This window comes from Streptosporangium sp. NPDC049376 (assembly GCF_044466505.1).
Taxonomy (GTDB): domain Bacteria; phylum Actinomycetota; class Actinomycetes; order Streptosporangiales; family Streptosporangiaceae; genus Streptosporangium.
The window spans coordinates 214,967-239,728 of the sequence record NZ_JBITMT010000008.1; the positions used below are offsets into that span (position 1 = coordinate 214,967).

The 24,762-nt window shown below is 71.1% G+C and carries 23 protein-coding genes; 13 read left to right on the top strand and 10 right to left on the bottom strand.

Annotated elements, in window-relative coordinates:
* Positions 1 to 23 precede the first annotated feature (23 nt).
* Positions 24 to 980, top strand: a complete 957-nt coding sequence (locus ACIBVQ_RS21965; RefSeq protein WP_352011925.1) for an MBL fold metallo-hydrolase — start codon at positions 24 to 26, stop codon at positions 978 to 980.
* 244 nt (positions 981 to 1,224) lie between these two features.
* The gene (locus ACIBVQ_RS21970) at positions 1,225 to 1,779 is read left to right on the top strand and encodes a hemerythrin domain-containing protein (RefSeq protein ID WP_399179548.1); all 555 of its coding nucleotides are present in this window, start codon (positions 1,225 to 1,227) and stop codon (positions 1,777 to 1,779) included.
* A gap of 97 nt (positions 1,780 to 1,876) precedes the next feature.
* On the opposite strand, the gene ACIBVQ_RS21975 is transcribed toward ACIBVQ_RS21970, so the two are convergent.
* Together ACIBVQ_RS21975 and ACIBVQ_RS21980 are read right to left on the bottom strand one after the other, a co-directional pair.
* Positions 1,877 to 3,016, bottom strand: a complete 1,140-nt coding sequence (locus ACIBVQ_RS21975; RefSeq protein WP_352011927.1) for an ROK family protein — start codon at positions 3,014 to 3,016, stop codon at positions 1,877 to 1,879.
* Positions 3,017 to 3,259: 243 nt separating this feature from the next.
* A complete protein-coding gene (locus tag ACIBVQ_RS21980; RefSeq protein WP_352011928.1) occupies positions 3,260 to 4,420 on the bottom strand; it encodes an ROK family transcriptional regulator in 1,161 nt (386 codons plus the stop codon).
* Between the two features lie 276 nt (positions 4,421 to 4,696).
* Here ACIBVQ_RS21980 and ACIBVQ_RS21985 point away from each other — a divergent pair, with 276 nt between their 5' ends.
* From ACIBVQ_RS21985 to ACIBVQ_RS22000, 4 genes are read left to right on the top strand one after another with little or no spacing between them, the layout of a single operon-like run.
* Positions 4,697 to 6,097 carry an extracellular solute-binding protein gene (locus ACIBVQ_RS21985; RefSeq protein ID WP_352011929.1) on the top strand — a complete coding sequence of 467 codons (1,401 nt, stop codon included), beginning with the start codon at positions 4,697 to 4,699 and terminating at the stop codon, positions 6,095 to 6,097.
* 15 nt (positions 6,098 to 6,112) lie between these two features.
* A complete protein-coding gene (locus tag ACIBVQ_RS21990; protein WP_399179551.1) occupies positions 6,113 to 7,933 on the top strand; it encodes an ABC transporter permease subunit in 1,821 nt (606 codons plus the stop codon).
* Positions 7,930 to 8,769 carry an aldose 1-epimerase gene (locus tag ACIBVQ_RS21995; RefSeq protein WP_399179553.1) on the top strand — a complete coding sequence of 280 codons (840 nt, stop codon included), beginning with the start codon at positions 7,930 to 7,932 and terminating at the stop codon, positions 8,767 to 8,769. Before ACIBVQ_RS21990 ends, ACIBVQ_RS21995 begins: the two co-directional genes overlap by 4 nt.
* The gene (locus ACIBVQ_RS22000) at positions 8,766 to 9,533 is read left to right on the top strand and encodes an SDR family NAD(P)-dependent oxidoreductase (RefSeq protein WP_399179555.1); all 768 of its coding nucleotides are present in this window, start codon (positions 8,766 to 8,768) and stop codon (positions 9,531 to 9,533) included. Before ACIBVQ_RS21995 ends, ACIBVQ_RS22000 begins: the two co-directional genes overlap by 4 nt.
* 129 nt (positions 9,534 to 9,662) lie before the next feature.
* On the opposite strand, the gene ACIBVQ_RS22005 is transcribed toward ACIBVQ_RS22000, so the two are convergent.
* Both ACIBVQ_RS22005 and ACIBVQ_RS22010 read right to left on the bottom strand, forming a co-directional pair.
* Positions 9,663 to 11,450 (bottom strand): sensor histidine kinase, encoded by a 1,788-nt coding sequence (locus ACIBVQ_RS22005; RefSeq protein ID WP_399179557.1) that lies wholly within the window; start codon positions 11,448 to 11,450, stop codon positions 9,663 to 9,665.
* Positions 11,447 to 12,133: a response regulator gene (locus ACIBVQ_RS22010; RefSeq protein ID WP_399179559.1), complete on the bottom strand. Its 687-nt coding sequence runs from the start codon at positions 12,131 to 12,133 to the stop codon at positions 11,447 to 11,449. The genes ACIBVQ_RS22005 and ACIBVQ_RS22010 overlap by 4 nt, the downstream gene beginning before the upstream one ends.
* A 90-nt stretch (positions 12,134 to 12,223) precedes the next feature.
* Here ACIBVQ_RS22010 and ACIBVQ_RS22015 point away from each other — a divergent pair, with 90 nt between their 5' ends.
* From ACIBVQ_RS22015 to ACIBVQ_RS22025, 3 genes are all read left to right on the top strand, one after another.
* A complete protein-coding gene (locus ACIBVQ_RS22015; RefSeq protein WP_399179561.1) occupies positions 12,224 to 13,000 on the top strand; it encodes a L,D-transpeptidase in 777 nt (258 codons plus the stop codon).
* A 30-nt stretch (positions 13,001 to 13,030) separates the two neighbouring features.
* Complete coding sequence (locus ACIBVQ_RS22020; protein WP_399179563.1) at positions 13,031 to 13,294, top strand: hypothetical protein; 264 nt, start codon at positions 13,031 to 13,033, stop codon at positions 13,292 to 13,294.
* Positions 13,295 to 13,477: 183 nt separating this feature from the next.
* Complete coding sequence (locus ACIBVQ_RS22025) at positions 13,478 to 14,521, top strand: hypothetical protein (protein ID WP_399179565.1); 1,044 nt, start codon at positions 13,478 to 13,480, stop codon at positions 14,519 to 14,521.
* 46 nt (positions 14,522 to 14,567) lie between these two features.
* On the opposite strand, the gene ACIBVQ_RS22030 is transcribed toward ACIBVQ_RS22025, so the two are convergent.
* Positions 14,568 to 15,872 (bottom strand): M14 family zinc carboxypeptidase, encoded by a 1,305-nt coding sequence (locus ACIBVQ_RS22030; protein WP_399179567.1) that lies wholly within the window; start codon positions 15,870 to 15,872, stop codon positions 14,568 to 14,570.
* An 81-nt stretch (positions 15,873 to 15,953) separates the two neighbouring features.
* Here ACIBVQ_RS22030 and ACIBVQ_RS22035 point away from each other — a divergent pair, with 81 nt between their 5' ends.
* Positions 15,954 to 16,565, top strand: coding sequence for a TetR/AcrR family transcriptional regulator (locus tag ACIBVQ_RS22035; protein ID WP_399179569.1), 612 nt, complete (start codon positions 15,954 to 15,956; stop codon positions 16,563 to 16,565).
* Between the two features lie 62 nt (positions 16,566 to 16,627).
* Positions 16,628 to 18,052, top strand: a complete 1,425-nt coding sequence (locus ACIBVQ_RS22040; protein WP_399179571.1) for an MFS transporter — start codon at positions 16,628 to 16,630, stop codon at positions 18,050 to 18,052.
* 92 nt (positions 18,053 to 18,144) lie between these two features.
* Here the strand turns inward: ACIBVQ_RS22040 and pruA are convergent, their stop codons facing one another.
* Positions 18,145 to 19,770, bottom strand: a complete 1,626-nt coding sequence (pruA, locus tag ACIBVQ_RS22045) for an L-glutamate gamma-semialdehyde dehydrogenase (protein ID WP_362912139.1) — start codon at positions 19,768 to 19,770, stop codon at positions 18,145 to 18,147.
* The gene (locus tag ACIBVQ_RS22050) at positions 19,770 to 20,696 is read right to left on the bottom strand and encodes a proline dehydrogenase family protein (RefSeq protein ID WP_352011942.1); all 927 of its coding nucleotides are present in this window, start codon (positions 20,694 to 20,696) and stop codon (positions 19,770 to 19,772) included. Before ACIBVQ_RS22050 ends, pruA begins: the two co-directional genes overlap by 1 nt.
* A gap of 93 nt (positions 20,697 to 20,789) precedes the next feature.
* Here ACIBVQ_RS22050 and ACIBVQ_RS22055 point away from each other — a divergent pair, with 93 nt between their 5' ends.
* A complete protein-coding gene (locus ACIBVQ_RS22055; RefSeq protein WP_399179573.1) occupies positions 20,790 to 21,857 on the top strand; it encodes a PucR family transcriptional regulator in 1,068 nt (355 codons plus the stop codon).
* Between the two features lie 75 nt (positions 21,858 to 21,932).
* On the opposite strand, the gene ACIBVQ_RS22060 is transcribed toward ACIBVQ_RS22055, so the two are convergent.
* Positions 21,933 to 22,397 carry a MarR family winged helix-turn-helix transcriptional regulator gene (locus ACIBVQ_RS22060; protein ID WP_399179575.1) on the bottom strand — a complete coding sequence of 155 codons (465 nt, stop codon included), beginning with the start codon at positions 22,395 to 22,397 and terminating at the stop codon, positions 21,933 to 21,935.
* A 57-nt stretch (positions 22,398 to 22,454) separates the two neighbouring features.
* Here ACIBVQ_RS22060 and ACIBVQ_RS22065 point away from each other — a divergent pair, with 57 nt between their 5' ends.
* Positions 22,455 to 22,871 carry a glyoxalase/bleomycin resistance/extradiol dioxygenase family protein gene (locus ACIBVQ_RS22065; RefSeq protein ID WP_362776092.1) on the top strand — a complete coding sequence of 139 codons (417 nt, stop codon included), beginning with the start codon at positions 22,455 to 22,457 and terminating at the stop codon, positions 22,869 to 22,871.
* A gap of 10 nt (positions 22,872 to 22,881) precedes the next feature.
* Here the strand turns inward: ACIBVQ_RS22065 and ACIBVQ_RS22070 are convergent, their stop codons facing one another.
* Together ACIBVQ_RS22070 and ACIBVQ_RS22075 are read right to left on the bottom strand one after the other, a co-directional pair.
* Entirely contained in the window at positions 22,882 to 23,499 is a 618-nt protein-coding gene (locus ACIBVQ_RS22070; protein WP_362911717.1) for an FMN-binding negative transcriptional regulator, read from the bottom strand.
* A gap of 94 nt (positions 23,500 to 23,593) precedes the next feature.
* Positions 23,594 to 24,745 (bottom strand): glycosyltransferase, encoded by a 1,152-nt coding sequence (locus ACIBVQ_RS22075; RefSeq protein ID WP_352011947.1) that lies wholly within the window; start codon positions 24,743 to 24,745, stop codon positions 23,594 to 23,596.
* Between the last annotated feature and the right edge of the window lie 17 nt (positions 24,746 to 24,762).

Below are 24,762 nucleotides of genomic sequence, written 5' to 3' on the forward strand. Positions count from 1 at the left end.
ACCACGACAAGAAGGAGCACACCGTGTCCAAGCCATTCGCCTCCACCGGCGACACCGAGGAGAAGCCCGAGATCCTGGAGGTCCTCGCCGACGGCGTGTACGCCCTGACCACGGGCGGCGACCCGAACGTGGGCGCCATCGAGGGCGAGGACTTCCTGGTCTGTTTCGAGGCCCGTGCCACCCCCGTGATGGCCAGGCGCTGGCTCGCGCAGTTGCGTCAGCACACCGACAAGCCGGTCAGGTACCTGGTCCTGTCGCACTACCACGCGGTACGCGTGCTCGGTGCCGCCGGGTTCGACGCGCAGGAGATCATCACGCACACCGAGACCAGGCGGCTCATCGTCGAGCGCGGCAAGGAGGACTGGGACGTCGAGTTCGGCCGGATGCCGAGGCTGTTCGCCGGTCACGAGACCATCCCCGGCCTGACCTGGCCGACCCTCACCTTCGACGACCACATGTCGATCGAACTGGGCGGCGACCGCGGCACCGTCGAACTGGCCTGGGCGGGCAACGCGCACACCTCCGGTGACATCTACGCCTACGTGCCCAAGTCGAAGGTTCTTTTCGCGGGTGACCTGGTGGAGAACGGCTCGGCCGTCTACACCGGCGACGCCTACCACCGGGAGTGGATGACCACCACGCTCGACCGGGTCAAGGCGCTCGACGTGGAGATCCTGGTGGGCGGACGCGGCGAGATCGCCCATGACCGTGCCGCCTCCCAGCGTGCCGTCGAGCTGACCCGTGACTTCCTCAGCACGCTGATGACCGCCGTGGAGAAGGTCAAGGAGGGCGGCGGCACGGTCGAACAGGCGTACGTGGCGGCCCGCGAGGCCCTGCTGCCCGTATACGGCGGCATGCCGGTCTTCGAGCACGCCATGGTCTTCGACACCTGGCGCGCCTGGGAGGAGCTCGACGGACAGGCCCCCGGCATCTGGACCCCGGAGCGTGACCGCCAGGTCTGGGACCGCCTTACGGGCTGAGCGCCGCCCGGCCGGTCGGACTCCGGCACCCCGCCCGGTCACGACCTGGGACGTGGCCCGTGAGGGTGCCGGTACGCCCGGTCTCAGGAGACGGCGGTCCGCCGTTTGAAGGAGCACACCGCGTGGCCGGGTTCCGGAGGTTTCAGGAGGCGACGGCGGGTAGGGGCGGAACCGGTTGAGGCGATCAAGAAAGCCGATCGCCGGGTGTCCGCCAGGGCCCGTTCCTGAGACCGAGGAGACGAACATGCCCCAGAACGTCATCGAGCTGATCATGGCCGACCACCGCGACGTCGAGACGATCTTCGAGAGGCTGAGGAGCCAGCCGGAGAACCGGCCCGCCCTGGTGGCGGAGCTGGCCGCGAAGTTCGTCGCGCACGCCCGAGCCGAGGAGACCCGGGTCTACCCCGAACTGGCCAAGGCAGATCCCGGTGAGCGCGGCGAGGTCCGCCACGGGATCGGGGAACACCACGAGGCCGAGGAACTCCTGTCCGCCCTCATGGAGGCCGACCCCGACCGGCCGGAGTTCACGACCGCGCTGGAGCGGCTGGTCAAGGCGGTCAAGCACCACGTCGAGGAGGAGGAGAGCGACATCCTCCCCGCCATGGCCAAGGCCCTCTCCGCCGACAGGCTGGCCGCGATGGGCCGGGCCTTCAGCCAGGCCAAGGCCGAGGAACTCGCCAAGCCGCCCAGGCCGAAGGGCCGCACCAAGGAGGAACTGGTCGAACAGGCCAGGAAGAAGGGCGTCGAGGGCTACGGCTCCATGACCAAGGACGAACTGCTCGCCGCCCTCGGAGGCTGAGGCGTCGGCGAACGGTCCGTGCCCCCTACGGCTTCCCGACGGCCGCGGGCCGTACGGCGCGCGGCCGTCCTCGTGGGTCCGGTCCCGGGAGGCCGCCTCAGGGGGTGAGCTGGAGGAAGTGGGAGAGCACGAGCCCGGCGGCGCCGAGGAGGGTGGAGTCGTCGTGCAGGGCGGAGAACGCGATCTGCGGCTGGCTGCCCGGATGGGCGGCGGTGCGCTGACGTACCTGCCGCTCGATCTTGCCGCGCAGCGCCTCGCCGCCCGCGACCACGTCGCCGTGCAGGATGAACAGGCCGGGGGCGAGGATCTGCTGGATGTTCGTGATACCGACGGCGAGGTTGTCGACGTACCGGTCGAACAGCTGCGCCGCCCCGGGGTGACCCTTGGCGGCGAGGCGGGTCAGCGGCCCGACCGTCAACGTGGGCGCCGAGGGCAGATTGAGCCGGGCCGCCTCCTCGCGTAACCAGCGGTGTGTGGCGATGGTCTCCCAGCAGCCGCGCTGACCGCAGTGGCAGGGGAGGCCGTCGACCTGCACGATGCTGTGCCCGATCTCGCCGCCCGCGCCGCCGGGCCCGCGGTGCACCGAACCGTTCAGCACCAGTCCCACGCCGAGCGCCTCTCCGGCGTAGAGCGAGGCGAAGGTGGACAGGCCGCGTCCCTGCCCGAACCAGCGGTCACCGAGAGCCTGGACGCGCGGGTGCAGGTCGACGTAGACGGGCAGGCCGGTGCGGTCGGCGATGAGCGGGCCGAGCGGCAGGCCCGCCAGACCGGGAGCCAGGTTGACCTGCACGATGGTGCCGCTGTCGGTGTTGACCATGCCGCCGACCGCGATGCCCACGCCGAGGGCGGCCGGTCGGTTCGGGGCGAACAGCTCCTCCAGCGCGTCGGCGACCGCGCCGACGACCAGGCCGGTGTCGTGGGTGTCCGCCGGATACTCGCGTCTCGCCGTGGTCAGGATCGTGCCGCCCGCGCTGACGAGCGCGGTCTCGACGTGTCCGGGCAGCAGGTGGACGGCGGCGATGGGCGGGCTGTTGGGAGAGAACCACAGCGGGCGCGACGGTTTGCCGCCGGCCGCGCTGCTGGGCTGGGGGTCGCCCTCGGCCAGCATCTCGCTGTCGATCATCGGCTGCACGATGGAGCCGATCGTCGCCCGGCTGACCTCGGTGAGCCGCGCCAGGTCGGCGCGGGACAGCGGGCCGACGTCGTAGAGCGCCTGCAGCACCCGGGCGCGGTTCACCTGGCTGACCGTGTTCGGGGAGATCAGCGGTGAGTAAGGCCGGGGCGGCGGAGCAGGTGTCTCCGGGCGCGTCCAATCCGACGGCACGCTACAGCCCCTCTCGATCCAGACGGAATACCCAATGCGGCGCGCCCAGGCAGGGCGTGGTCGTGCGTGATCTTTCCCCCGCCTCAATATACGGCTCGCGCCGGTGACCGTTGTGACGCGTGATCGCTGACATGTGCTCCTCCTCCGGGCGCGGATTCAGCCGACGAGCGGGAAGGATCGGGACAGCACCAGACCGGCTGCGCCGAGCAGGGTGGTGCGGTCATGAGCGGGGCCGAAGGTGATCTGCGGTCCGGCCGCCGACCGCGCGGGAAGGCGGCTGCGTGCCTGCCGCTCGACGCGGCCGCGCAGCGCCTCGCCACCGGCGGTCACGTCGCCGTGCAGGATGAACAGGCCCGGGGCGAGGATCTGCTGCAGGTTCACCACACCGAGGGCGATGTTGTGGGCGTACCGCTCGAACAACTCCCTGGCGTCGGCGTCGCCCGCGGCCGACAGGCCGGCCAGCAGCGCCGTGGTCATCGCCCGCGCGGCCGGTAGGCGCAGCCGGGCGGCCTCTTCGCGCAGCCAGTCGCGTGTGGCGACGGTCTCCCAGCAGCCGCGCTGGCCGCATCGGCAGGTTCGTCCACGGATGTCCACGACGGTGTGCCCGACCTCGCCGCCGGCCCCGGCGGGTCCGCAGTGGATGGCGCCGTTGAGGAACAGGCCCGCGCCGATCGCCTCACCGATGTAGATGGAGGCGAAGGACTGTTCGCCTCGGCCTGGACCGGACCAGCGGTCGCCTATGGCCTGGGCCCGGGGGTGCAGATCGAGGTGGACCGGCAGGCCGATCCGCTCGGAGACCAGAGGGCCGAGCGGAAGGCCGGAGAGCTCCGGCATCAGGTTGCAGGCGACGATGGTTCCGCTGGTCGACTCGACGATGCCGCCGACCGCGATGCCCACGCCGAGGGCCCGGGCCGTGCTTCCCGCGAGGACCGCGTTGAGCTGGTCGACCACGCAGTCGACCACCGTGGCGGCGGGGGCGGTGGCCCGGAAGCGCCCGCTGGCGACGGCCAGGATCCCGCCGTCCGCCCTCACCAGCGCGGCCTCCACCCAGCCGGGCACCAGGTGCACCGCGGCCAGGGGCGGGCTGTCCGGAGCGAACCACAGCGGACGGGCAGGCTTGCCGCCGGGGGCGGCGCCGCGTTGTGGTTCGCCCTCCACGAGCAGCCCTCCCTCAAGGAGGGGCTGCACGATCGATCCGATGGTGGCCCGGCTGACTCCGGTCAACCGGGCCAGATCGGCCCGGGACAGCGGACCGAGGTCGTGAAGCGCCTGCAGTACCCGGCCCTGGTTGACGCGCCCGGCCTTGACCGCGGTCATCAGGACGGTCGGCTGCCCGAACCGGGGGGTCTCGCTAGGTGGCCACACCGCACTACCGCTCTCACTAGGTATGTACGGGATTCTGACATACCGGTTCGGGTGGGGGCGACATGGATCCGTAACTCAAACGATCTACCTGATGTGTTGACACCTAAACCATCTAATGCGGCAGACCGAAACCTATTGACAGGGGTGGGTATGTAGTTACCCTTAACTAACCTCGCGACTCTGATCCACCCCCGGCGAGGTAGAGCTTCAAGCAGGAAACGGTGTGACATGAGAGTAAGGCGCAGGGCTCAGCTGTTCTCGCTGGTGAGTGCGTGCACGGTGCTGGCAGCCACGGGTTGTGCGGCGGGTGGCCCCTCCGCCTCAGGGGCCGCCCTCGACCAGGCGAGCTGCGACAAGATCACGAGTGGGGCGGCGGCCGGCGCCGGCGCGTCGCCGAAGCGGCCGGGCGGAGACGGCCGGAGCCTCCACGTCCAGCAGGCCTCGCTCAGAACCGGGCTGCCCAAGACCGCGGCGAGCGGCAAGACCATCAACTTCGTCGGCGGCGCCTACACCGGGACCACCGAGGCGTACTGGAAGGACCTCGCGGGCAAGTTCGAGGCGGCCAACCCGGGATACAAGGTCAACATCCGGATCATCGACTGGAACAACATCGACCAGCAGGTCAGCACGATGATCCAGACCAAGCAGTATCCGGACGTCCTCAACCAGAACAAGTTCTCCGGATGGGCCGCGAACGGACTGCTCCAGCCGATCGACTCACTGGTCTCCCCGGAGGTCGGGAACGACTTCATCCCGTCGTTCAAGGAGAACAGTTTCTACAAGGGCAGCCAGTACGGCCTGCCTCTGATCGCCAGCACCCGCGCGCTGTTCTACAACAAGGACATCTTCGCCAAGGCCGGGATCGACAAGCCCCCGGCCACCTGGGCCGAGTTGGTGGCCGCGGCGCAGAAGATCAAGGCGGCCGGGTACACCGGGTACGGCCTGCCGCTGGGCGGCGAGGAGAACCAGGGCGAGTGGTCCCTGTGGATGTGGTCCAACGGCGGCGACTGGAAGTCGAACGACCAGTGGAGCGTCAGCAGCGATCGGAACGTCGAGAGCCTGAACTTCCTCAGCTGCCTCGCCAACGTCTACCAGGTGACACAGCCGAACCCGGGTCAGACGAACCGCACCGACGGGGTCTTCCGGCCGTTCGCCAACGGCCAGACGGGCATGATCATGGGTGCGAGCTTCGCCCCCAGCCTGTTCAAGCAGTGGAACTCCACCGTCGACTACGGCATCGCCCCAATCCCGGTGAACAAGGGCACCAAGCCGTTCACCCTGGGGGTGCAGGACTATCTGGTGTCGTTCAAGAACCCGGGCAACACGGAGGCCGTGTCGAAGTTCCTGAACTTCTTCTACCAGACCGACAACTACGTGCGCTTCCTGACGAGCCAGGGCTTCCTGCCGACCACAAAGACGGCGTCCGCCGCCCTGAAGGACGAGCCTGATTTCGCGCCGTACCTGGATCTGCTGCCGATCGCGAAGTTCTACCCGTCGACCGACCCCGGCTTCCCGAAGGCGCAGGGCACCCTTGAGGCGCAGCTCGGCACCGCGCTGACCCCCGGTGCGGACACCAAGTCGGTTCTGGACCAGGTCCAGACCGCGGCGACGCAGGGCAACGGCGGCTGAGCCGTGACACCGAGGATGCGGCACCGCACATGGCGGTCGCTGGCCTGGATCTCGCCGAGCGTTCTGCTCATCATCGCGGTGATCACGCTGCCCGCACTGCGCATGGCGTGGACGTCGCTGCAGCTCACCGACGAGACCGGGGTGAGCCACGGGTTCGCCGGGCTGGCCAACTACCGCCGCCTGCTCGCCGAACCGGCGCTGGTCAACGTCCTGAGCAACACGGTGGCGTGGGTGCTGCTCGTGGTCGGCGTGTCCATCGTCGCCGCGCTCGGCCTGGCACAGCTGCTGAACAAGCGGTTCTTCGGGCGGCGCATGGTGCGCTGGGCGCTGATCGTGCCGTGGGCGACCTCGCTGGTGATGACCTCGACGGTGTGGCGGTACATGCTCGAAGGCGGCAACGGGATCGTCAACCGGTTCCTGATGGACCTCGGCGTGATCAGCGCGCCGATCGGCTGGTACCAGGATCCCCGGTACGCCTTCTGGTCGGTGGTCGGGGTGGGAATCGTGGTGACCATCCCGTTCACCACCTATGTTCTGCTGGCCGGGTTGCAGGCGATCGATCCGCAGGTGTACGAGGCCGGAAAGCTGGACGGCGCGGGGCCGTGGAAGACATACCGATACATCACCCTGCCGCTGCTCCGCCCGGCCCTGGTGATCGCCACGATCCTGGTCACCATCTACGTGTTCAACTCGTTCCCGGTGATCTGGGTCATCACCGGGAGCAACCCGGGGAACTTCTCGGACATCACCCTCACCTGGGCGTACAAGATCGCTTTCCGGCAGCAGCTGAACACCGGAGAGGGAGCCGCGCTTTCGGTGTTCAACGTCCTGATACTCATCGTCGTGGTGTTGCTGTACCTGCGTGCGGTCAACGGTGACAAGGAACGGCAGACGTGGCTGGGCCGCGCCTGGGCGGCGCTGACCGAGCGGCTGGGCCGGCGATGGAGCCGGCGGCCTCCGGCGGGCCCCGTCCCGGTGGTGGCCTCCGGCCGGGCGGACCGGGGGGTGTGGCGGCGGGTGCGCCCGGTGGCGCTGCCGCTTGCCGGGCTGGTCGTCGCGGCGTTCTTCCTGGCCCCGTACGCGGTGATGTTCCTGGCCTCGTTCAAGGACGGCGCCGACCTCTACGCGGTGCCCGCCACCTACCTGCCGCAGCACTGGGAGTGGAGCAACTGGGTGAAGGTGTGGGACGTGCTGCCGCTCACCATGTTGCTGCGCAACAGCCTGATCATCGCGGCCGCCTCGACCGCGCTGGTCATGGTGATCGCGGTGCCGGCCGCGTACTACACCGCTCGCAACCGGTTCACCGGCAGGACGGGTTTCCTGAACCTTGTGCTGATCACGCAGGTCCTCGCCCCGGTCGCCCTGGTCGTCGGCATCTACCAGGAGGTCGTCTACGTCGACGGGGTCAACCAGTACTGGGCGATCGTCGTGGTCAACGCGGCGTTCAACCTCGCCTTCGTCACCTGGATCATGAACGGCCAGTTCGCCGGCGTCGACTTCGCGATCGAGGAGGCGGCCATGATGGAGGGGCTCGGGCCGATGCGCCGGATGCTGCGCATCATGCTGCCGGTGGTGCGCCCGGGGCTGGTGACCGCGCTGGTCTTCACCTTCATCCAGGTGTGGAACGAGTTCGTCATCTCGCTGACCGTCTTCAACGACCCGACCCATGAGCGGGTCACCCTGCCGGTCGGCATCCAGCAACTGGTCGGCCTCAACCAGACCAACTACCAATACCTCTTCGTCGCCTCGCTGATAGCGACGGTGCCCGTCGTGGTGCTGTTCATCACCGTCGAGCGGCATCTGGTGGGAGGACTGACCGCGGGGAGCGTCAAATGATCGAACTGACCGTCGGGGCCGCCGCCGTCCGGGTGGACCCCGAAGACGGCGGCCGCCTGACCTCCCTGCGAGTGGGCGGCGCGGAGCTGCTGGGCGCCGGTGGCGCGGGCCCCGCCGGCCTGGACCGGATCATGTACGGCAGTTTCCTGATGGCGCCGTTCGTCGGCCGGTTGGAAGGGGCCCGGTTCACCTTCGCCGGGCGGGAGTGGACGGTACCGGCGAACCTCGCCCCGCACGCCCTGCACGGTCTCGTCTTCGACCGCCCCTGGACCGTTGACGGCACCGCGACCCTCGGAGCGGCCGTCGGCGCGGCCATCGGCATCGAGCTGGACGGGCGATGGCCGTTCGGCGGCGCCGTACGGCAGGAGTTCGAGCTGACGCCGGACGCGCTGACGGTACGCGCCACGGTGACCAACGAACGCCGCGCCATGCCGGCGATCGTCGGTTTCCACCCGTGGTTCGCGCGCAGGATCGACGGCGGGCCGGAGCTCGCCTACCGCTTCGAACCCGGTCTGCGCTATGTCTGTGACGAGGACGGCATCCCGCGGCATCTGTCCGCCTCCACCGGCCCGCGGCCGTGGGACGACTCCTTCACCGCCGTCGCGAGCCCGCCGGTCCTTCGCTGGCCCACGCTTGACCTGACCGTCGCCAGCGCGGCCGGTCACTGGATCGTCTGTGAGACCAAAGCCGACGCCGTCTGCGTCGAACCACTGTCCGGGCCGGTCAACGGCCTGAACACCAACCACTACCAGATCGTCGAGCCCGGAGCACCGTTGCGTTTCTCGATGACGCTGCACTGGACCGCACGACAGCCAACCGACAGGAAGACGACATGACCGTCTTGGATACGTTCTCGTTGCAGGGCAAGGTGGCCGTGGTCACCGGAGCCAGCCGTGGCATCGGCCGGGCCCTGGCCCAGGCACTGGGTGAGGCGGGGGCGGCGGTCGCGGTGACCGCCCGCACCGTCGAGGCCGCCGAGCGAGCGGCCGGTGAGCTTCAGGCGTCCGGGATCACCGCGTTGCCCGTCGGCCTTGAGGTGACCGATCCGGTCCAGGTCGATCGGATGGTCGAGCTGGTCGGCGAGCGGCTCGGCCCGATCGACGTACTGGTCAACAACGCCGGCATCAGCATCGGCCGGGCGGCCCTGGACACCCCCGACGAGCTCTGGCGCGAGGTGCTGGCCACCAACCTGGACGGGGTCTGGTACTGCAGCAAGGCGGTCGGCGCGCGGATGGCCGAGCGGGGTGGCGGGAGCATCGTCAACATCGGCTCCATGTCGGCCATGATCGTCAACCGGCCCCGGTGGCAGCCCGCGTATCTGGCCTCCAAGGCGGCGGTGCACCAGCTGACCAAGGCTCTGGCCGCCGAGTGGGCACCGTACGGGATACGGGTCAACGCGCTCGCCCCCGGTTACATCCTCACCGAGGCGTCCCCCGTGGACCAGCCGGAGTACCGCGAGTGGTGCGTCGAGCCCGCCGCGATGAAGCGGTACGGCCTGCCTGAGGAACTCGGCCCGGCGGTGGTCTTCCTGGCAGGCCAGGCCTCCAGCTTCATGACGGGCTCGGTGGTGGTGATCGACGGCGGATTCACCCTCTTCTAGGAGCGGCGGAGGCTTTCCAGGAGCGGCGCAAGCGAGCGGCATGGCGCAGGCGGCGCCGGGGACTCGGATCCGGGAGCCACGGGCGCCGCGTACGCCCCCGGCGCCGCGTACGCCCCCGGCGGCGCGGCGTCACCGCGACGGAAGACGCAGGGCGAACGTCGTGCGGACGCCCGGCACGCTGGCGACCGTGGCCGTGCCGCCGTGCGCCTCGGTCAGGTTGCGCACGATGGCCAGTCCGAGCCCGCTGCCGCCGGTCTGGCGGTTACGGGACTTCTCCGCCCGCCAGAACCGGTCGAAGACATGGGGGAGGTGCTCGGCGCCGATCCCGATCCCCGTGTCGGTCACCTCGACGACGACCTGGTCGCCGTCCTGACGGGCGCCCAGCGTGATGTGCCCGCCGCGTGGGGTGTAGCGCAGGGAGTTGGTCACCAGGTTGCCGACGGCCTGGCGGAGCCGTACCGGATCCGCGGTCAGCGGGGGGTCGCCGGAGACCGTCGTGGTCAGCGTGAGCCCGGCGGCCTCGGCCCGGCCACGGTGGGCGGTGGCCACCTGGTCGAGAAGGTCGCCGAGGTGGACGGGCTCGACGTGCAGACGGAGTTTGCCCGCGTCGGCGAGGGCGAGCTCCTGGAGGTCGTCGACGATGTGCTGCAACAGCAGGGTCTCCTCGACCAGTGAGGCGATCAGTGCGGGGTCCAGCTCGGCGACGCCGTCCTGGGCGGCCTCCAGCCAGCCTCTGAGGTTGCTCAGCGGTGTGCGCAACTCGTGGGAGACGTCGCTGACCATGGCCTTGCGCTGCTCCTCCATGTGCTGGAGGTGTTCCGACATCTCGTTGAACGCCGTGGCGAGCTCGCTGATCTCGCCGGTGGTCCTGACCGTGACGCGGGCGGAGCTGTCCCCGTCGCGCATCCGCTGCGCGGCGTGGGTGAGCGCGTTGACCGGTCTGACCAGGCGTCTGGCCGCCATGACGCTCACGCCCACGGTCAGCACGAGCACGAGGAGGGCGGCACCGGCGATCGAGGGCAGCGGGATGCGCTGGCCGGAGCCCTCGGCGGGGGAGCCGATGTACAGGTACGCCGCGGGGGCGACGTAGGGATCGAGCTGTTGCCTGCGGGCGGTGACGATGCAGGAGGAGATCGTCTGGTCGGGTTCGGCGGCCGGCTGTCTCTCCTGGGAGACCCAGGTGAGGTCGAGGCCGACCGAGCCCTTTTCCCCGCTCTTGCCCTTGAGACACCTGCCGACCAGGAGGTTGAGCTGTTTCAGCGCGGCCTTCTCGCTGCGCGTCGGCCTGCTGAGGGCGGTGGCGTCGCAGGGGCCCATCACGGTGGGGGCCTCGGTCGGGGCCGGTCTCGGCGCCGGGGTCGGCTCCCGGCCGCCCCCCTGGCCGAGCGGCGTGACGACGGGCCTGCCGGAGTTCGAGACGTCCACCCGTACGGCCTGCCCGGTGCGGCCCGCGCAGGCGGCGTAGGTGTCGGCGGCCTTCCTCAGCCGGGCGCGATCACGGGCCGACAGCAGGAAAGGACCCACCGCGCGTGGATCGATACGGTCCTTGGCCGCCTCCGGTACCAGGGTCACGTCCACGGCCAGCGGGTCGACGACGGCCGAGACCCTGGCGGGCAACGGGGTCCCGGTGGCTGCCGAGTCCGCGATGAGGGCGCCGTTCTCGGTGACCAGCGCGATACGGCGGTTGTTCTGGGCGGCGAGGTCGCGCAGGGTCGTGGCGACGCCCGACCAGTCCGAGTGACGGGAGGCGTAACCGAGAAGGCTGTTGTTGATCCGGGCGTCGCTGGCCAGCGTCTGGCCCTGTTCCTGCCGGATGGCGCCGGAGGTGCTGCTGGCGGCCAGCCACGCGGTCGCCGTGATCGAGCAGACCGCGACGACGGCGGAGCTCGTGAGCAACCTGGCGAACAACGACCTCATGCGCGGGTCAGTTTGTAGCCGACGCCGTACACGGTCAGCAGCCGGACCGGGCGGCGCGGGTCAGGCTCGATCTTCTTGCGCAGGTTCATCACGTGCACGTCGACCGTGCGCTCGGTGATGAACCTGTCGAAGCCGTGGATGCGCTCAAGCAGCTGCTTCCTGGTGAACACCCGCTCCGGCTCGGCGGCCAGCGTCTCGATGATCCGGAACTCGACGGGTGTGCAGTCCACCGGCGTGTCCGCCGAGGTGACGACGTGCCTGACCGGGTCCACGAGGAGGTCGCCCGCCTGGAACACCTGCCGGTCGGCGCCGTGGGACCTCCCGGTGCGGCGCAGCAGGGTCCGCACGCGGGCCATCAGCTCACGCGGGCTGTACGGCTTGGCGACGTAGTCGTCGGCGCCGAGGTCGAGTCCCAGCAGCAGGTCGTCCTCGGTCGACCTGGCGGTCAGCATCAGGATCGGCAGGTCGGACTCGGCACGCAGCACCCGGCAGACGTCCAGCCCGTCGACCTTCGGCATCATCACGTCGAGCAGCACGAGGCCGGGATCCGTCCGCCGTGCCTCGTCGATGGCGGAACGACCGTCGTGCACGACGAGGACCTCGTGGCCCTCCTGCTCCAGATACCGGCTGAGCAGTTCGGCCTGCTTGGGGTCGTCCTCGGCGACCAGCACGTACGCGCACATGGGCCGAGGTTATGCCCCTGCCGGGGGTGCATATGGGATTCGCATGACAACCAAACAGGTTTCACACATTCTCTCGCCAAGCTGCGGCAGGTGAGAACCAACCTGCTTCGCACGGCCGCCGCGGCGGCACTCGCCTTCCTGCTGACCGGCTGCGCGGGCGACACGAGCAGCGCCGTACGGCCGGAAACGGCGGGCGGCGTGAACCGTGCCACACGGTCCGAGCCGATGGGCGGCGTGAGCCGTGCCACACGGCCCGGACCGGCGGGCGGCGTCAGCTCGAAGATCGCGAGCGTCAGGGGATCCCGGATCACGGTCTACGGAGCCAAGGAGGGGGCGCGGACGAGGACGATCACGAGCCCCAACGACTACGGCGCGACGCGTGTCTTCCTGGTGGAACGTGACGAGGGCGAGTGGCTCCAGGTACTGCTGCCGATCCGGCCGAACGGCAGCAAGGGCTGGATCAAGGCCGCCGACGTGACGCTCGCGGAGACCGCCCACCGGGTGGAGATCGATCGCGGGGCGTTCAGGTTCACGGTCTACGACGGGGACATGGCCGTCAGGACGGGCAGGGTCGCGACGGGTGAAGCGGGCACACCGACGCCGCCGGGCCGGTACTTCCTCACCGAACTGGTGAGGCCCGTCGACCAGGACGGGGCCTACGGCGCCTACGCCTTCGGGCTGAGCGGCTTCTCACCGGTGCTGAGGAGCTTCGCGGGCGGCCCGGGGCAGCTCGCGATCCACGGGACGAACAAGCCTTCGGCCATCGGCACGCGGGCCAGTCACGGCTGCGTCCGGGTCAGCGACGACGACATCACCTGGATGGCGAAGAACCTGGCGATCGGTACTCCGGTCGTCGTACGGGGCTGAGGCCCGACTCGAAATGAACAGGGGAAACCTATGAAGATCAAAGCCATGCTCGTCGGCATCGGCGCGGCGCTGGCCCTGACCGCGGGTCTCGGGGGCCTCGCGGGCACGGCCGCGGCCGACCAGAAGCCGTCCGTCACGTCCGCCCCGGCACCGGCCAAGGAGCGGCCCACGGCCGCCCCGGTACCGGCCGAGGACCGGCCCACGGCGGCTCCGGTGCCCGCCGACGAACGGCCCTCGGTCAGGAAGGCCGGTCCGCAGGAGCCCGTCGTCGTCAGGCCGTCCTACACCGGCTGACCGAAGCGCGGCGCCGCGGCCACCGGGCCGGCGGCGCCGCGCCCCGGCGTCCGCGGGTCCCGCCGCTGACCCGGCGGCGCCGCCGTACCCTCCCCGGCAGGCCCGACGCGGGCCCTCGCCGTCCGGTCATGCCCCGCCGGCATGCAACTTTTCTCCAGGAATGCGCGTCTCACCCTTATGGGATTGTTGTTTCGCGGCACCGCTGCAGTCGTCGCCCTCTTCGTCGCCGCGGAGCCGGCCGCCGCCCACGCCGTGGCGCCGGCCGGACAGTGGAGTGTCGTCCACGACGACCGCCGCGCCTCCTACGACGCGGTGACGGTGACGCCGGGCGGGGCGGTCTGGGTCGCCGGGACGAGGGGCTCGGAGCAGCTCCTGCTGAAGGGCGGCCGGTCCGCCTTCAAACGCGTCACCGGGCCGGGCTTCCGGGTGAAGCGGCTGGCGTCGGCCTCCGACACCGGGGTCTGGGCGTTCGGCGCGTCGCGATACGCCCGGTGGGACGGCAGGCGCTGGCAGGTCAGGCCATGGAGCCACGGCCGGGTGGACCGGGCCTACTCCATCGGGGAGAACCTGTGGGTCGTCGAGAACGCCAACGTGTTCCCGAAGGCCGGCGCCGCCGGGTGGGAGGCGCGGTCCACACTGCGGCGCCTGGCCGGGTCGGTGTGGCGTAAGGTCCCCACGCCGATCGTGGTCAAGGGACTCGACGGCTCGTGGGCGGTGGGCTCGGCGCGGGGCACGGCGGCTCTGGCCCACTGGACCGGTAAGGCCTGGCGCGCGGTCGAGCTTCCTGCGCTCCCGGCCGCGCGTCCGGGTCAGATCTCGGAGCTGACGGATGTCGCAATGGACGGCGAGACCGGCCGGGTGATGGCCGTCGGCTGGGCCGCCTGGCCGTGCGGCGGTGCGACGTTCTGCGGGGAGACCCTGCTGCTGTCCGGCTATCCGGGCAGCTGGAACTTCGAGGTCCGTGGCGAACCGGGCATCCAGCCGCGCGCCCAGGCCGAGCCCGACGGCAGAGGCGGGGCCTGGGTCGTCTACGACGACAAGGGTGGAGGCAGCGCGTTCCTGCACATCGGCGTCGACGGCGTCGAGCCGGGCGTCTTCCCGGCGCCGCCGAACCGGAACGCGTCCGTCCGCGACCTCGCGATCCAGCTGGAGAGCGGCGGTTCCGGCTGGGCGGTCGGCGCGGCGCCCTCCGGCCGTGACGGCCTGATCTGGGCCTACCGCCGCTGAGCTTCTCGTATCGGCCGACGGCCCGGAGGGGACTCCGGGCCACCGGTCACCTCGCCGACTCCGCCGCGAGCAGGGCCGCCCCGAGCTGTACGGCGACCAGCGCGCGGATCGGGATCGGGGTGGCCGTCGCGTCGGCTTCGGCCTCGGTGAACCAGACGTCGAAGAGCGCCTTCACGCGGGCGCGCTCGGCCCGGATGGCAGGGGTCACGTTTCCCGCGGCGATCTCGGCGTCCAGCAGGCGCAGGCATGTTCCGCCGTACCTCAGCCGCATGCTGTGCGCGACCTGCCGGTTGCCGACCACCTCGGCCACCGTGGCGGGCCGGTCCGCGCCGGGGAAGGAGTCCCACTCGGAGAGGAAGTCGTCGTAGGTGTCGAGGAAGTCCTGCAGGGCGCGGCGGAACGGTGAGTGCACCGTCAGGTCCGCCCTGACCGCCGACATGGACCGCGCCAGCTCGGTGATCAGTGCGCGCTGCGCGGTGAGACCGGCCTGGATCGTCTCGCCGTACCCCTGGCCGGTCGGGGTCTCGTCGGCGACGCGGGGGTCGGCCCAGTAGGGCAGTTCGGTCACCAGGTGCAGGGCGCCGAAGCGTTCGGCGTAGTCGACGCTTCCGCCGCCGATGCCGTAGACCGGCCCCAGCTCGGCGCCTCTGGGGGTCCGGTAGGCGGCGGGGCCGATCGGGACGGCACTCGGCACCTCGGGCGGCCCCATGTGCAGGGGCAGTCCCTGGGCGGTCGCGATGGTGGTCAGGCGGGCGGCGAGCGCGGGGTCGTCCTTGCTGAGGTAGTAGAACGCGCCCTGGAGCTCACCGTTGTGCAGGGAGTAGACGAAGGTGGGCCTGACCTCGTCCATCAGCCGCATCAGCGCCTCGGTCTCGGGCAGCGTGCGGTCGAAGAAGTAGTCCTCTCCGGTCAGCGGGAAGGTCCACTCGACCTGGTCGGCCTCGGCGGGGCGGTAGAAGTGCTCGGCGTAGGCGCGGCGGTCGCTCGGCCGGGTGTACCAGCCCTCGTTGAGCCGGGCCCCGTCGGGATCGACGCACGGGATGAGGTGCCAGCGGTAGCCGAGGCCCTCGCGCAGTGAGGCGTCCTCGACGAGCTGGCGCAGCAGGTTGCTGACGGTGAGCGAGCCGATGGGCTCGTTGGGGTGGGGGCCGCCGATGATCACGGCATCGTGGGGGCCGGAGCCGACGGTCGCCACACGCAGCGGTTCACCCAGGCGGGAGGTGCCGATGCGGCGCAGCCGTACCAGGTCGGGGTGGGCGGCGGCGAGCTCGTCGAGTTCGGCGTGCATCCGGTCCACGGTCGGGAACGCGGTGTAGTCGGGCACCCGGCTCATGTACAGGTCGACGTTCATCTTCGGCCTCCTGATAATCTGGATTATTCTAGTAAATCAGATTATTGTTTGCCGGACAGCAGACGAGGAGAGGTCGACGCCATGCGGCTGACCAGGGCGGAGAGCAAGGCGGCAAACAGGCGCGCGCTGATCGACGCGGCGCGTGAGGTCGTCGGGAAGGAGGGCTCACAGGCGAAGCTGGAGCACATCGCCGAGCTGGCCGGCCTGACGACGGGGGCGGTCTACTCGCTGTTCGGCGGCAAGAACGACCTGATGGTCGCCATGGTCGAGGACTACACCGGCCCGCTCGACCTGCGGCAGATCGAGGACTGCGGCCAGGGGCTGTCACTGGAGGAGGTCGTGGCGGAGGTCGCCCGCCGGTTCCAGCGGATGTCGGCCGATCCGGACGCCGTGGGAAAGCTGCTGTTCGAGACGCGCGTGCTCGATCTCGTGCTCAACGATCCGGAGCTGCTGGGCAAACTCAACGCCTCGATCAGGTCGACCGAGGTCGGCCTCGCCGCGCTGTTCACCGGCCGCGGGCACGACGGGGCACCTGTCACGGAGAAGCAGGCCGTGCGCCTGGCCCGTGCGCTCAAGGGCCTGCTGTCCGGGCTCGGGCAGAGCGTCGTGCTCGGTGTCCACGAAGGCTCCGAGGAGTTCTTCGTCGACGTCGCGCACGCCCTGATCACGCCGAAGGTGCTCGGGCCCGCCTAGCCGGGCCGCGGGTCGGGGAACGCGCGGCCGTACACCAACCCCCCCACCCGAAAGGCACGACCATGTCCCGATCCGGCTTTGGCATCATCGGCGCGCCGGTGTTGTTCATCGGCGTCTTCCAGTTGCTGGAGATGATGCTGTCGCCGGCGCTCCCGCTCATCCAGCGGGAGCTGGCCGCCTCACCCACCGAGATCGCGTGGATCTTCACGGGCGGGCTGATCAGCTCGGCGATCAGCACCCCGATCGTCGGCCGCCTGGCCGACACCTACGACAAACGCGCCCTGCTGCTCACCCTGATGGCGGTCACCGGTGCCGGAGCCCTCGTCTCCGCGCTGGCGCCCAACGCGCTCGTGCTGATCTGCGGCCAGGCGGTGCAGGGCGTCTGGCTCGGCGTGCTGCCGCTGACCGTCGGCCTGTTCCGCGACACCCTCGCACCCGAGCAGGGCGCCACCGGCAACGGCCTGGTCATCGGCGTCGGAGCCCTGGCCAGCGCGCTCGGCCTCGTCCTCGCCGGGCCGCTCACCTCGGCGCTGGGCTACCGGTGGCTGTTCCTGCTGACTCTGGCCGGTGCGCTGGTGGCGGCGCTGTGGGCCTGGCGCACGGTACCCGCCACACCCCGCGCGGCCTCCGGGAGCGTCGACTGGGCGGGCGGGTTGCTGCTCGGCGGCGGGCTCGCCCTGCTCATGCTGGGCCTCACCACCTCCGCGAGCTGGGGCTGGGCGGCCCCCGCCACCGTTGCCCTGCTCGCGGCCGCGGTGCTGACGCTGGGCCTGTGGGCGGCCGTCGAGCTCCGCTCCGGCGACCCGCTCGTGGATCTGAGGCTGCTGGCCGGGCGTTCTCCGGCCGGGGTGACCGCGATGGGGTTCGTGTTCGGCTTCTCCTCCTTCGGGCTGGCGGTCGCGCTGCCGATGATGTTGTCGCTGCCCGTGGAGACCGGCTACGGCCTGGGCGCCGACACCCTGCGGATCGGTCTGTACATGTTCCCGCTGGGCGTCGCGGGCACCCTGGTCGCGCCGCTGGTCGGGCCGATGACCAGGTTGCTCGGGCGGCGCGCCGTGCTGGTGCTCGGAAGCGGGCTCGTCCCGGCGGGCACCGCCATGCTCGCCTTCTGGCACGCCTCCCCGTGGCAGATCGTGGCCGGGGTGACGGTCGTGGGACTGGGCGTCTCCATCGGTCTCACCTCCGCGCTCAACGTCGTGGCCGCCGACGTGCCCGCCGACCGGGCGGCCGGGGTCAGCGGCGTGGTCTTCGTCGCCAAGAGCGTCGGCGGCACCTTCGGGGCGCAGCTCGGCGGCATGGTGCTGGCGTCAGGCGCCGTCGCGGGGGTCCCCGCGGAGAGCGGCTTCCTCAAGACCTACCTGCTCTCCGCGGTGCTCGGCCTGCTCGCCGTCGGCGCGGCCCTGGTGATCCCCGCCGCCGCGCGGCACACCCGGGACGGCCACCCGGATCCGGGTCCGACGGCGAAGGCCGCCGCCCCCCGGGGATGAGAACCTCGCAACGGCCGCCTGCGGGCTTACGAAGACGAAGACGGCGCCCGGGACTCGGATGGTGGGTCCCGGGCGCCGTCTCGTGTGAAAGGTCAGCCCTGGTGCGGGTAACGGTGGTCGGTCGGGGGGACGAAGGTCTCCTTGATCGTGCGGGCGTTCACCCAGCGGATCAGGTTGAAGATCGACCCGGCCTTGTCGTTGGTGCCCGAGGCGCGGGCGCCGCCGAAGGGCTGCTGGCCGACGACCGCCCCGGTCGGCTTGTCGTTGACGTAGAAGTTGCCCGCCGCGAAGCGCAGGCGCTCGGAGGCAGAGGCGATCGCGTAGCGGTCCTGGGCGATGACCGAACCGGTCAGCGCGTACGGCGAGACGCTCTCCATCTGGTCGAGGACCGTGTCGAAGTCGGCGTCGTCGTAGACGTGCACGCCGAGGATCGGCCCGAAGTACTCCTTGACGAAGATCTCGTCGGTCGGGTCGCCGGAGACCAGGACGGTCGGCTTGACGAAGTAGCCGGTCGAGTCGTCGTAGGAGCCGGTCAGCACCTCGATCGAGTCGAGTTCGCGGGCCCGGTCGATCGCGGCCTTGTGCTTGGCGAAGGCCCGCTCGTCGATGACCGCGCCCATGAAGGTGGACAGGTCGGCGGCCACGTCGCCGATGGTCAGCGACTCGGCCCTGCCGACGAGGTCGTCACGGATCGCCGCCCAGACGGACCGGGGGACGTAGGCGCGCGAGGCCGCCGAGCACTTCTGCCCCTGATACTCGAAGGCGCCCCTGACCAGCGCGGTGGTCAGCACCGCCGGGTCGGCGGAGGGGTGCGCGAGCACGAAGTCCTTGCCGCCGGTCTCGCCGACCAGCCGGGGGTAGGACCGGTAGGAGGCGATGTTGGTGCCGACCGTCGCCCACAGGTGCTGGAAGGTCGCGGTCGAGCCGGTGAAGTGGATGCCCGCCAGCTGCGGGTGGGTGGTCGCGACCTCGGAGACGGCGGAGCCGTTGCCGGTCACCATGTTGATGACACCGGGCGGCAGGCCCGCCTCCTCCAGCAGGCGCATGGTGAAGTGCGCGGCGAACTGCTGGGTGGGGGAGGGCTTCCAGACGACGACGTTGCCCATCAGGGCGGCCGACGTCGGCAGGTTCCCGGCGATGGCGGTGAAGTTGAACGGCGTGATGGCCAGGACGAAGCCCTCAAGCGGGCGGTACTCCATCCGGTTCCACACCCCGGGCGAGGAGGCGGGCTGGTCGCTGTAGAGCTGACGCGCGTAGGCCACGTTGAAGCGCAGGAAGTCGATCAGCTCGCACGCCGAGTCGATCTCGGCCTGCTGGACCGACTTCGACTGGCCGAGGATCGTGGCGCCGTTGAGCGTCTTGCGGTACGGCCCGGCCAGCAGGTCGGCCGCCTTGAGGAAGATCGCGGCCCGCTCGTCGAACGACAGGGCCCGCCAGGCGGGAGCGGCGGCCAGCGCGGCGTCGATCGCGGCCCGCACGTCGTCGGCGGTCGCCTCAGCCGTACGGCCGAGCACCGAGGCGTGGTTGTGCGGCTGGACCACGTCGAGGAGGGCGCCACCGCCCATCCGCTGCTCGCCGCCGATCGTCATGGTCAGGTCGAGCTGGGCCCCGGTCAGCTCCTTGAGGCGGTTCTCCAGTGCGGAGCGTTCCGGGCTTCCCGGGGCGTAGCCCAGGACGGGCTCGTTGACCGGTGCCGGGACGTTGGAGATGGCATCCATCATTTGCCTCCAAGGGCGCGAAGGAAGAAGGCGATGTTGGCCGGGCGTTCGGCGAGGCGGCGCATGAAGTAGCCGTACCAGTCGTCGCCGTAGGGAACGTAGACGCGCATGGTGTGCCCGGCGCCGGCCAGGGCCTGCTGCTTGTCGGTGCGGATGCCGTAGAGCATCTGGTACTCGTAGCCGCCCCGGGAGCGGCCGAAGCGGTCGGCGAGCGTCTCGGTGATCGAGATCAGCCGGTCGTCGTGCGTGGCCACCATGGGGTATCCCTGCCCGGCCATCAGGATCCGAAGACAGCGGACGTAGGCCTTGTCGACCTCGCCCTTGTCCTGGTGGGCCACCGAGGCGGGCTCGGCGTAGGCGCCCTTGACCAGACGGACCCGCGACCCCTCGTGGGACAGGTCGCGGCAGTCGTCCTCGGTGCGGAACAGGTAGGCCTGCAGGGCGACCCCCGTGGACGGGAAGTCCCCGCGCACCGCCCGCAGGATGGAGAGGGTCGAGTCGACCGTGGTGTGGTCCTCCATGTCGAAGGTCACGCTCGACCCCACGCCCGCCGCGGCCTCACAGATGCGGCGGGCGTTCTCCAGGGCGATCTTGTCACCGTCGGCGCCGAGCGCCTGGCCGACGGCGGAGAGTTTCACGGAGACCTCGGCGCGGGAGCCGAGATCGAGTTCACGCAGCGCGTCGAGCAGCACGACATAGGCGTTGGCGGTCGCGGCCGCGGCGTCGGCGTCCCGGGTCTCCTCGCCGAGATGGTCGATGGTGACGGCGAGATCGGCGTCGGTCAGCCGCCGGATGGCCTTGACGGCCTGCTGGACGTCCTCACCCGCCACGAAGCGGTCGACGACCTTGCGGGTCAGCGGAACGCCGGAGACCGCGCGCCGTACCAGCGGCATCCGCGACCCGGCGAGAAGAAGGGAACCGAGCATGCTTCTAGACTAAAACGGACGTTCCGTCAACCCCATGTGCATCTGCCACGACCGATGTGATCGTATTTCATACAGATGTACAACAATGGGGGAGTGCTACAGGAGACAGTCGACGAGATCGCCGACCGGGTCGGGGCCTCGGCCACCATCGAGGACCGCTCGCTGCAGCTTCTCGCCTACGCCGCGCAGAGCGGTGACATCGACACGGTCCGCCAGGAGTCGATCCTGCGCCGCCGCGCGACCTCGGAGGTGCGTGCCTACTTCGAGGGGTACGGCATCGCGGGCGCGAAGGGGCCGGTGCGCATCCCCGCCGACGCTGAGCTCGGCGTGCTGGCCAGGGTCTGCGTGCCGCTGCGCTACCACGGTGTGACCTACGGCTACCTGTGGCTGCTCGACGACGGCACCCTCGACGACGGCACGCTCGCCTCGATCTCCGGCCTCGTGGCCCAGGCCGCCGCCACGCTCGCCCAGGACGCCCGCCGCCGTCAGCACCTGGGCAGGAGTCTGCGGGAGCTGTTCTCCTCCGACGCCGAGGAGCGCGCGCAGGCGCTGGCGCGGCTCGACGTGACAGGCCCGGTGACGGCGGTCGCGGTCAGGACCTCGCCCGACCGGGTGGCCGCCCTCTGGACGCTGCCGAGGACCGTGCTCGCCGACCCGGGGCCGCTCACCTCGGGGGAACCCGCCGCTGCCCTGCTCGTCCCCTCGGGCCAGGCGATCGAGCTGGCGTCGAGGGTCCAGGTCATGTACGGCACGGCCGCCGGGGTGGGCGGTTCGCGGGAGGACCCGGCCCAGGCCTGGCGGAGCTGGCAGGAGGCCGTACGGGCGCTCAGGGTCGCCGGGCGGGTGCCCGAGTTCGCCCCGGTCGCGGCCTGGTCCGGGCTGGGCGTCTACCGGATGCTCACCCGCCTGTCCCGGGCCGAACTGGGGGAGCTGGCGGGGGAGGTCGCCGGGCTGCTCGGTGATGCGGACGCGGCCAGGACCGTCGAGGGGTACCTCGACCGGGCCGGCCACGTCCAGGAGTCCGCCGCCGCGCTCGGCGTGCACCGCCAGACGCTCTACTACCGTCTGGGCAAGGCCGAGCGGCTCACGGGCCGTGACCTGGCCGACGGGCAGGAACGGCTGCTGGTCCACCTCGCCCTCAAGGCCGCCCACCTGCTCTGAGCCCCGGGTCCCGCCCGCGGGAGGGCGTCGAACCGCGACCCCGGACGGCCCGCCCCGCCACCGGGCCGGGCCCGCTCACAGGAGGGCGTCGAGGGAGCCCGAGCGCACGTGGCCGTGGAGCAGGCGCAGCAGTGAGCCCCACCGCTCCCGGTCCTCCTCGCCGAGCGGTGCCAGCAGGGCCTCGCGCACCCGCAGTTCCTCCCGGCGGGCGCGTTCGAACACCTCCCGCCCCTCGGGCGTCACGGTGAGCAGGTAGCGGCGGCGGTCGGAGGGGTCGCGTTCCCGTCCGGCCCATCCGGCCGCCACGAGCCGTTCGGCCATGTCCACCATGTCGCTGGGATCGACGCCCAGGAGGGCGCCCGCGGCCCGCTGCACGATGGGTCCGTGGTCGGTCAGGACCGCGAGCACGGCCACGTCCCAGCGGTTCAGGCCCAGCTCGGCGAAGCGTTCCGTCAGCCGTCTGCGCACGGCGAGGGCGAGGTCGGACAGGACGAAGACGTCCTGCTCCAGGAGGCTCTGGGAGAAGGGTGGAACTGTCATGCCCATACCGTAGGATAGTTCCAATCATTGATAGTTACCAACGAATGAGGCACGATCATGGACGCACTCCATCCGCGACTGCTCGTGGATGACTTCCCCGGGACCTTCCGCTTCTACCGGGGTCTTCTTGAGGGGGTCGCCGGGGCGACCCCGGCCAGGGGCGCGGAGGAGGGTCCCTACGCCAGCTGGGACCTGGACGGGCAGACCCTCCTTTCGCTGTACGACCGCGCGGCGATGGCGGCCGACGTCGGCGCCCCCGCCCCCGCGCCGCGATCCCCGGGGCAGGACGTGACGGTCCTGGTGCTGCGGGTGCCCGCGGGCGAGGGTGTCCTGGAGGCCGCCGCCGAGACCGGTGAGCGCCACGGCGGCACCCTCGTGGCGGCCGCGCGCGCCCTCCCCGGCTGGGGGCCGACACTGCGCGCCGCCCACCTGCGTGACCCCGAGGGCAACCTGGTCGAGCTCCAGTCGTACTGACCGGAGAGGGTCACCCGAGTCCGCGCAGGAGGCGGGCGCGAGCGGGGGCGTCACCGGGGCCGCCCCGCTCGGCCAGCCGCTCGGCGACGTGGCGGCGGTGCGCCTCGTCCACGTTGCCGCCGTACTTGAACTTGCCGACGACCTCCCTGATCCTCAGCCGCAGGCCGAGGATGCCCCTGAGGCGGCGCCCGTGCACGGACGGGTCCACGAGCGCGCCGTCCGCCTCAAGGCGGGCGAGCTGGGCCCTGAGGATCTCCGCCTTCTCCTCCGCGCCGGAGACGATCTCGGCGTCGCAGACGAGCTGGACGGCGGCGTAGTAGGTGGTGGGGACGCCCATGCGGGGGTCCTCCCCGTCCTCGGGCAGGATCTTCCACGCTCCGGGGACGTAGGCCCAGTCGCCGGCGACGGAGAGCACCACGGCGGGGTTCTCCTCGACGGCGGCCCAGATCGGGTTGGGCCTGGCCAGATGGAGCAGGACCGTGCGCTCGCCGGTGAGCAGGAACTGGGTCGGCACGACCACCGGGACCTCACGCCCCCGCCCGGCGGCGATCAGATGGCCGAACTCGTTGGCCCTGACGAACTCCAGCGCCTCGTGCTCGGTCGCCGCGTCCCATGGATGAATCAACATGCGGATAAACGTATGCCTATCCAATGGGCGGGGCAAGAGGGGCCGGGACCCTCCCCCTCCGGAGGTTCCCGGCCCGTGCCGTACGGCGGCGGCCTCAGCGCTGGACGGCCATCGCGTTCTCGTAGACCTGGACCAGCTCCTGACCGATCCGCTCCCAGGAGTAACGCGAGCGCGCCCGGTCCGCCCCCGCGAAACCGATCGCGGTGCGGCGGGTCGAGTCGGCGAGCAGCTCACGGGTGAGGCGGGCGGCCTGCGCGGGCCGGTCGGCGGGCACCAGCAGCCCGGTCACCCCGTCCACGACCGAGTCCAGGTGGGCGCCGACCGCGGAGGCGACCACCGGGACGCCGCACGCCATGGCCTCGATCGCCACGACCCCGGACGGTGCCTCCCGGGGCAGCGAGACGACCACGTCGGCGCTGCGCATCAGCTTGGGGATCGAGGAGTGCGGCACCTGGCCCAGCAGGGTGACACGGTCCTCGACGCCGACCTCCTTGGCCAGCAGCATCACCCGGTGCGCGTCGGCGTCGTGCTCCAGGTCACCGGCCGGGGACCCGCCCGCGACGACCAGCTCGGCGTCGGGGATCCCCGCCAGCGCGCGCACCGCGGTGTGCACGCCCTTGTACGGGCTCAGCGGCCCCACGTGCAGCAGCCGGGGCCGGGTGCCCCTGGCCGCCGCCGGGCCCTGGCGCCGGAAGCGCTCGACGTCGACGCCGCAGGGGATCACCGCGATGTTGCGGCGCGGCACGCCCATGCGGATCAGCGTCGACTCCTCGTCGCCGCACCCGGCGATCACCACGCTCGCCCGGCGGCCGATCGCCCGCCGCAGCTTGACCTTCCTGGCGTCCTGGCCGTCCTCGCCGCCGAAGGTCTGGGTGAACGGCACGCCGAGGCCGCTGGCCCCGGCGATGGCGGCCAGCCCGCCGGTCCAGGAGTGCGCGTGGATGACGTCGGGGCGGTCCTGGCCCCAGCGCCGCATGAGCTGCTCGCCCAGGTCGGACAGGTAGGGCAGCAGGCCGTCCTCGGGGAGGTCCTGCGCGGGGCCCGCGGGAAGGCACTCCAGCGTGACGCCGGGGGAGAGGCGGACCTTCGGCCTGTCGGCGTCGGAGTGCCTGCGGGTGTAGATCGTGACCTTGTGCTCGCGGCCGAGCTCACGGGCGACTGCCATCAGGTAGGCCCGCTGCGAGGCGAGGTCGTCCTTGCCCTGAGGGGCGGAGGGAGTGTCCGAGGAGACGAATGCGATGTTCACGGCACACCTCTGGGAGG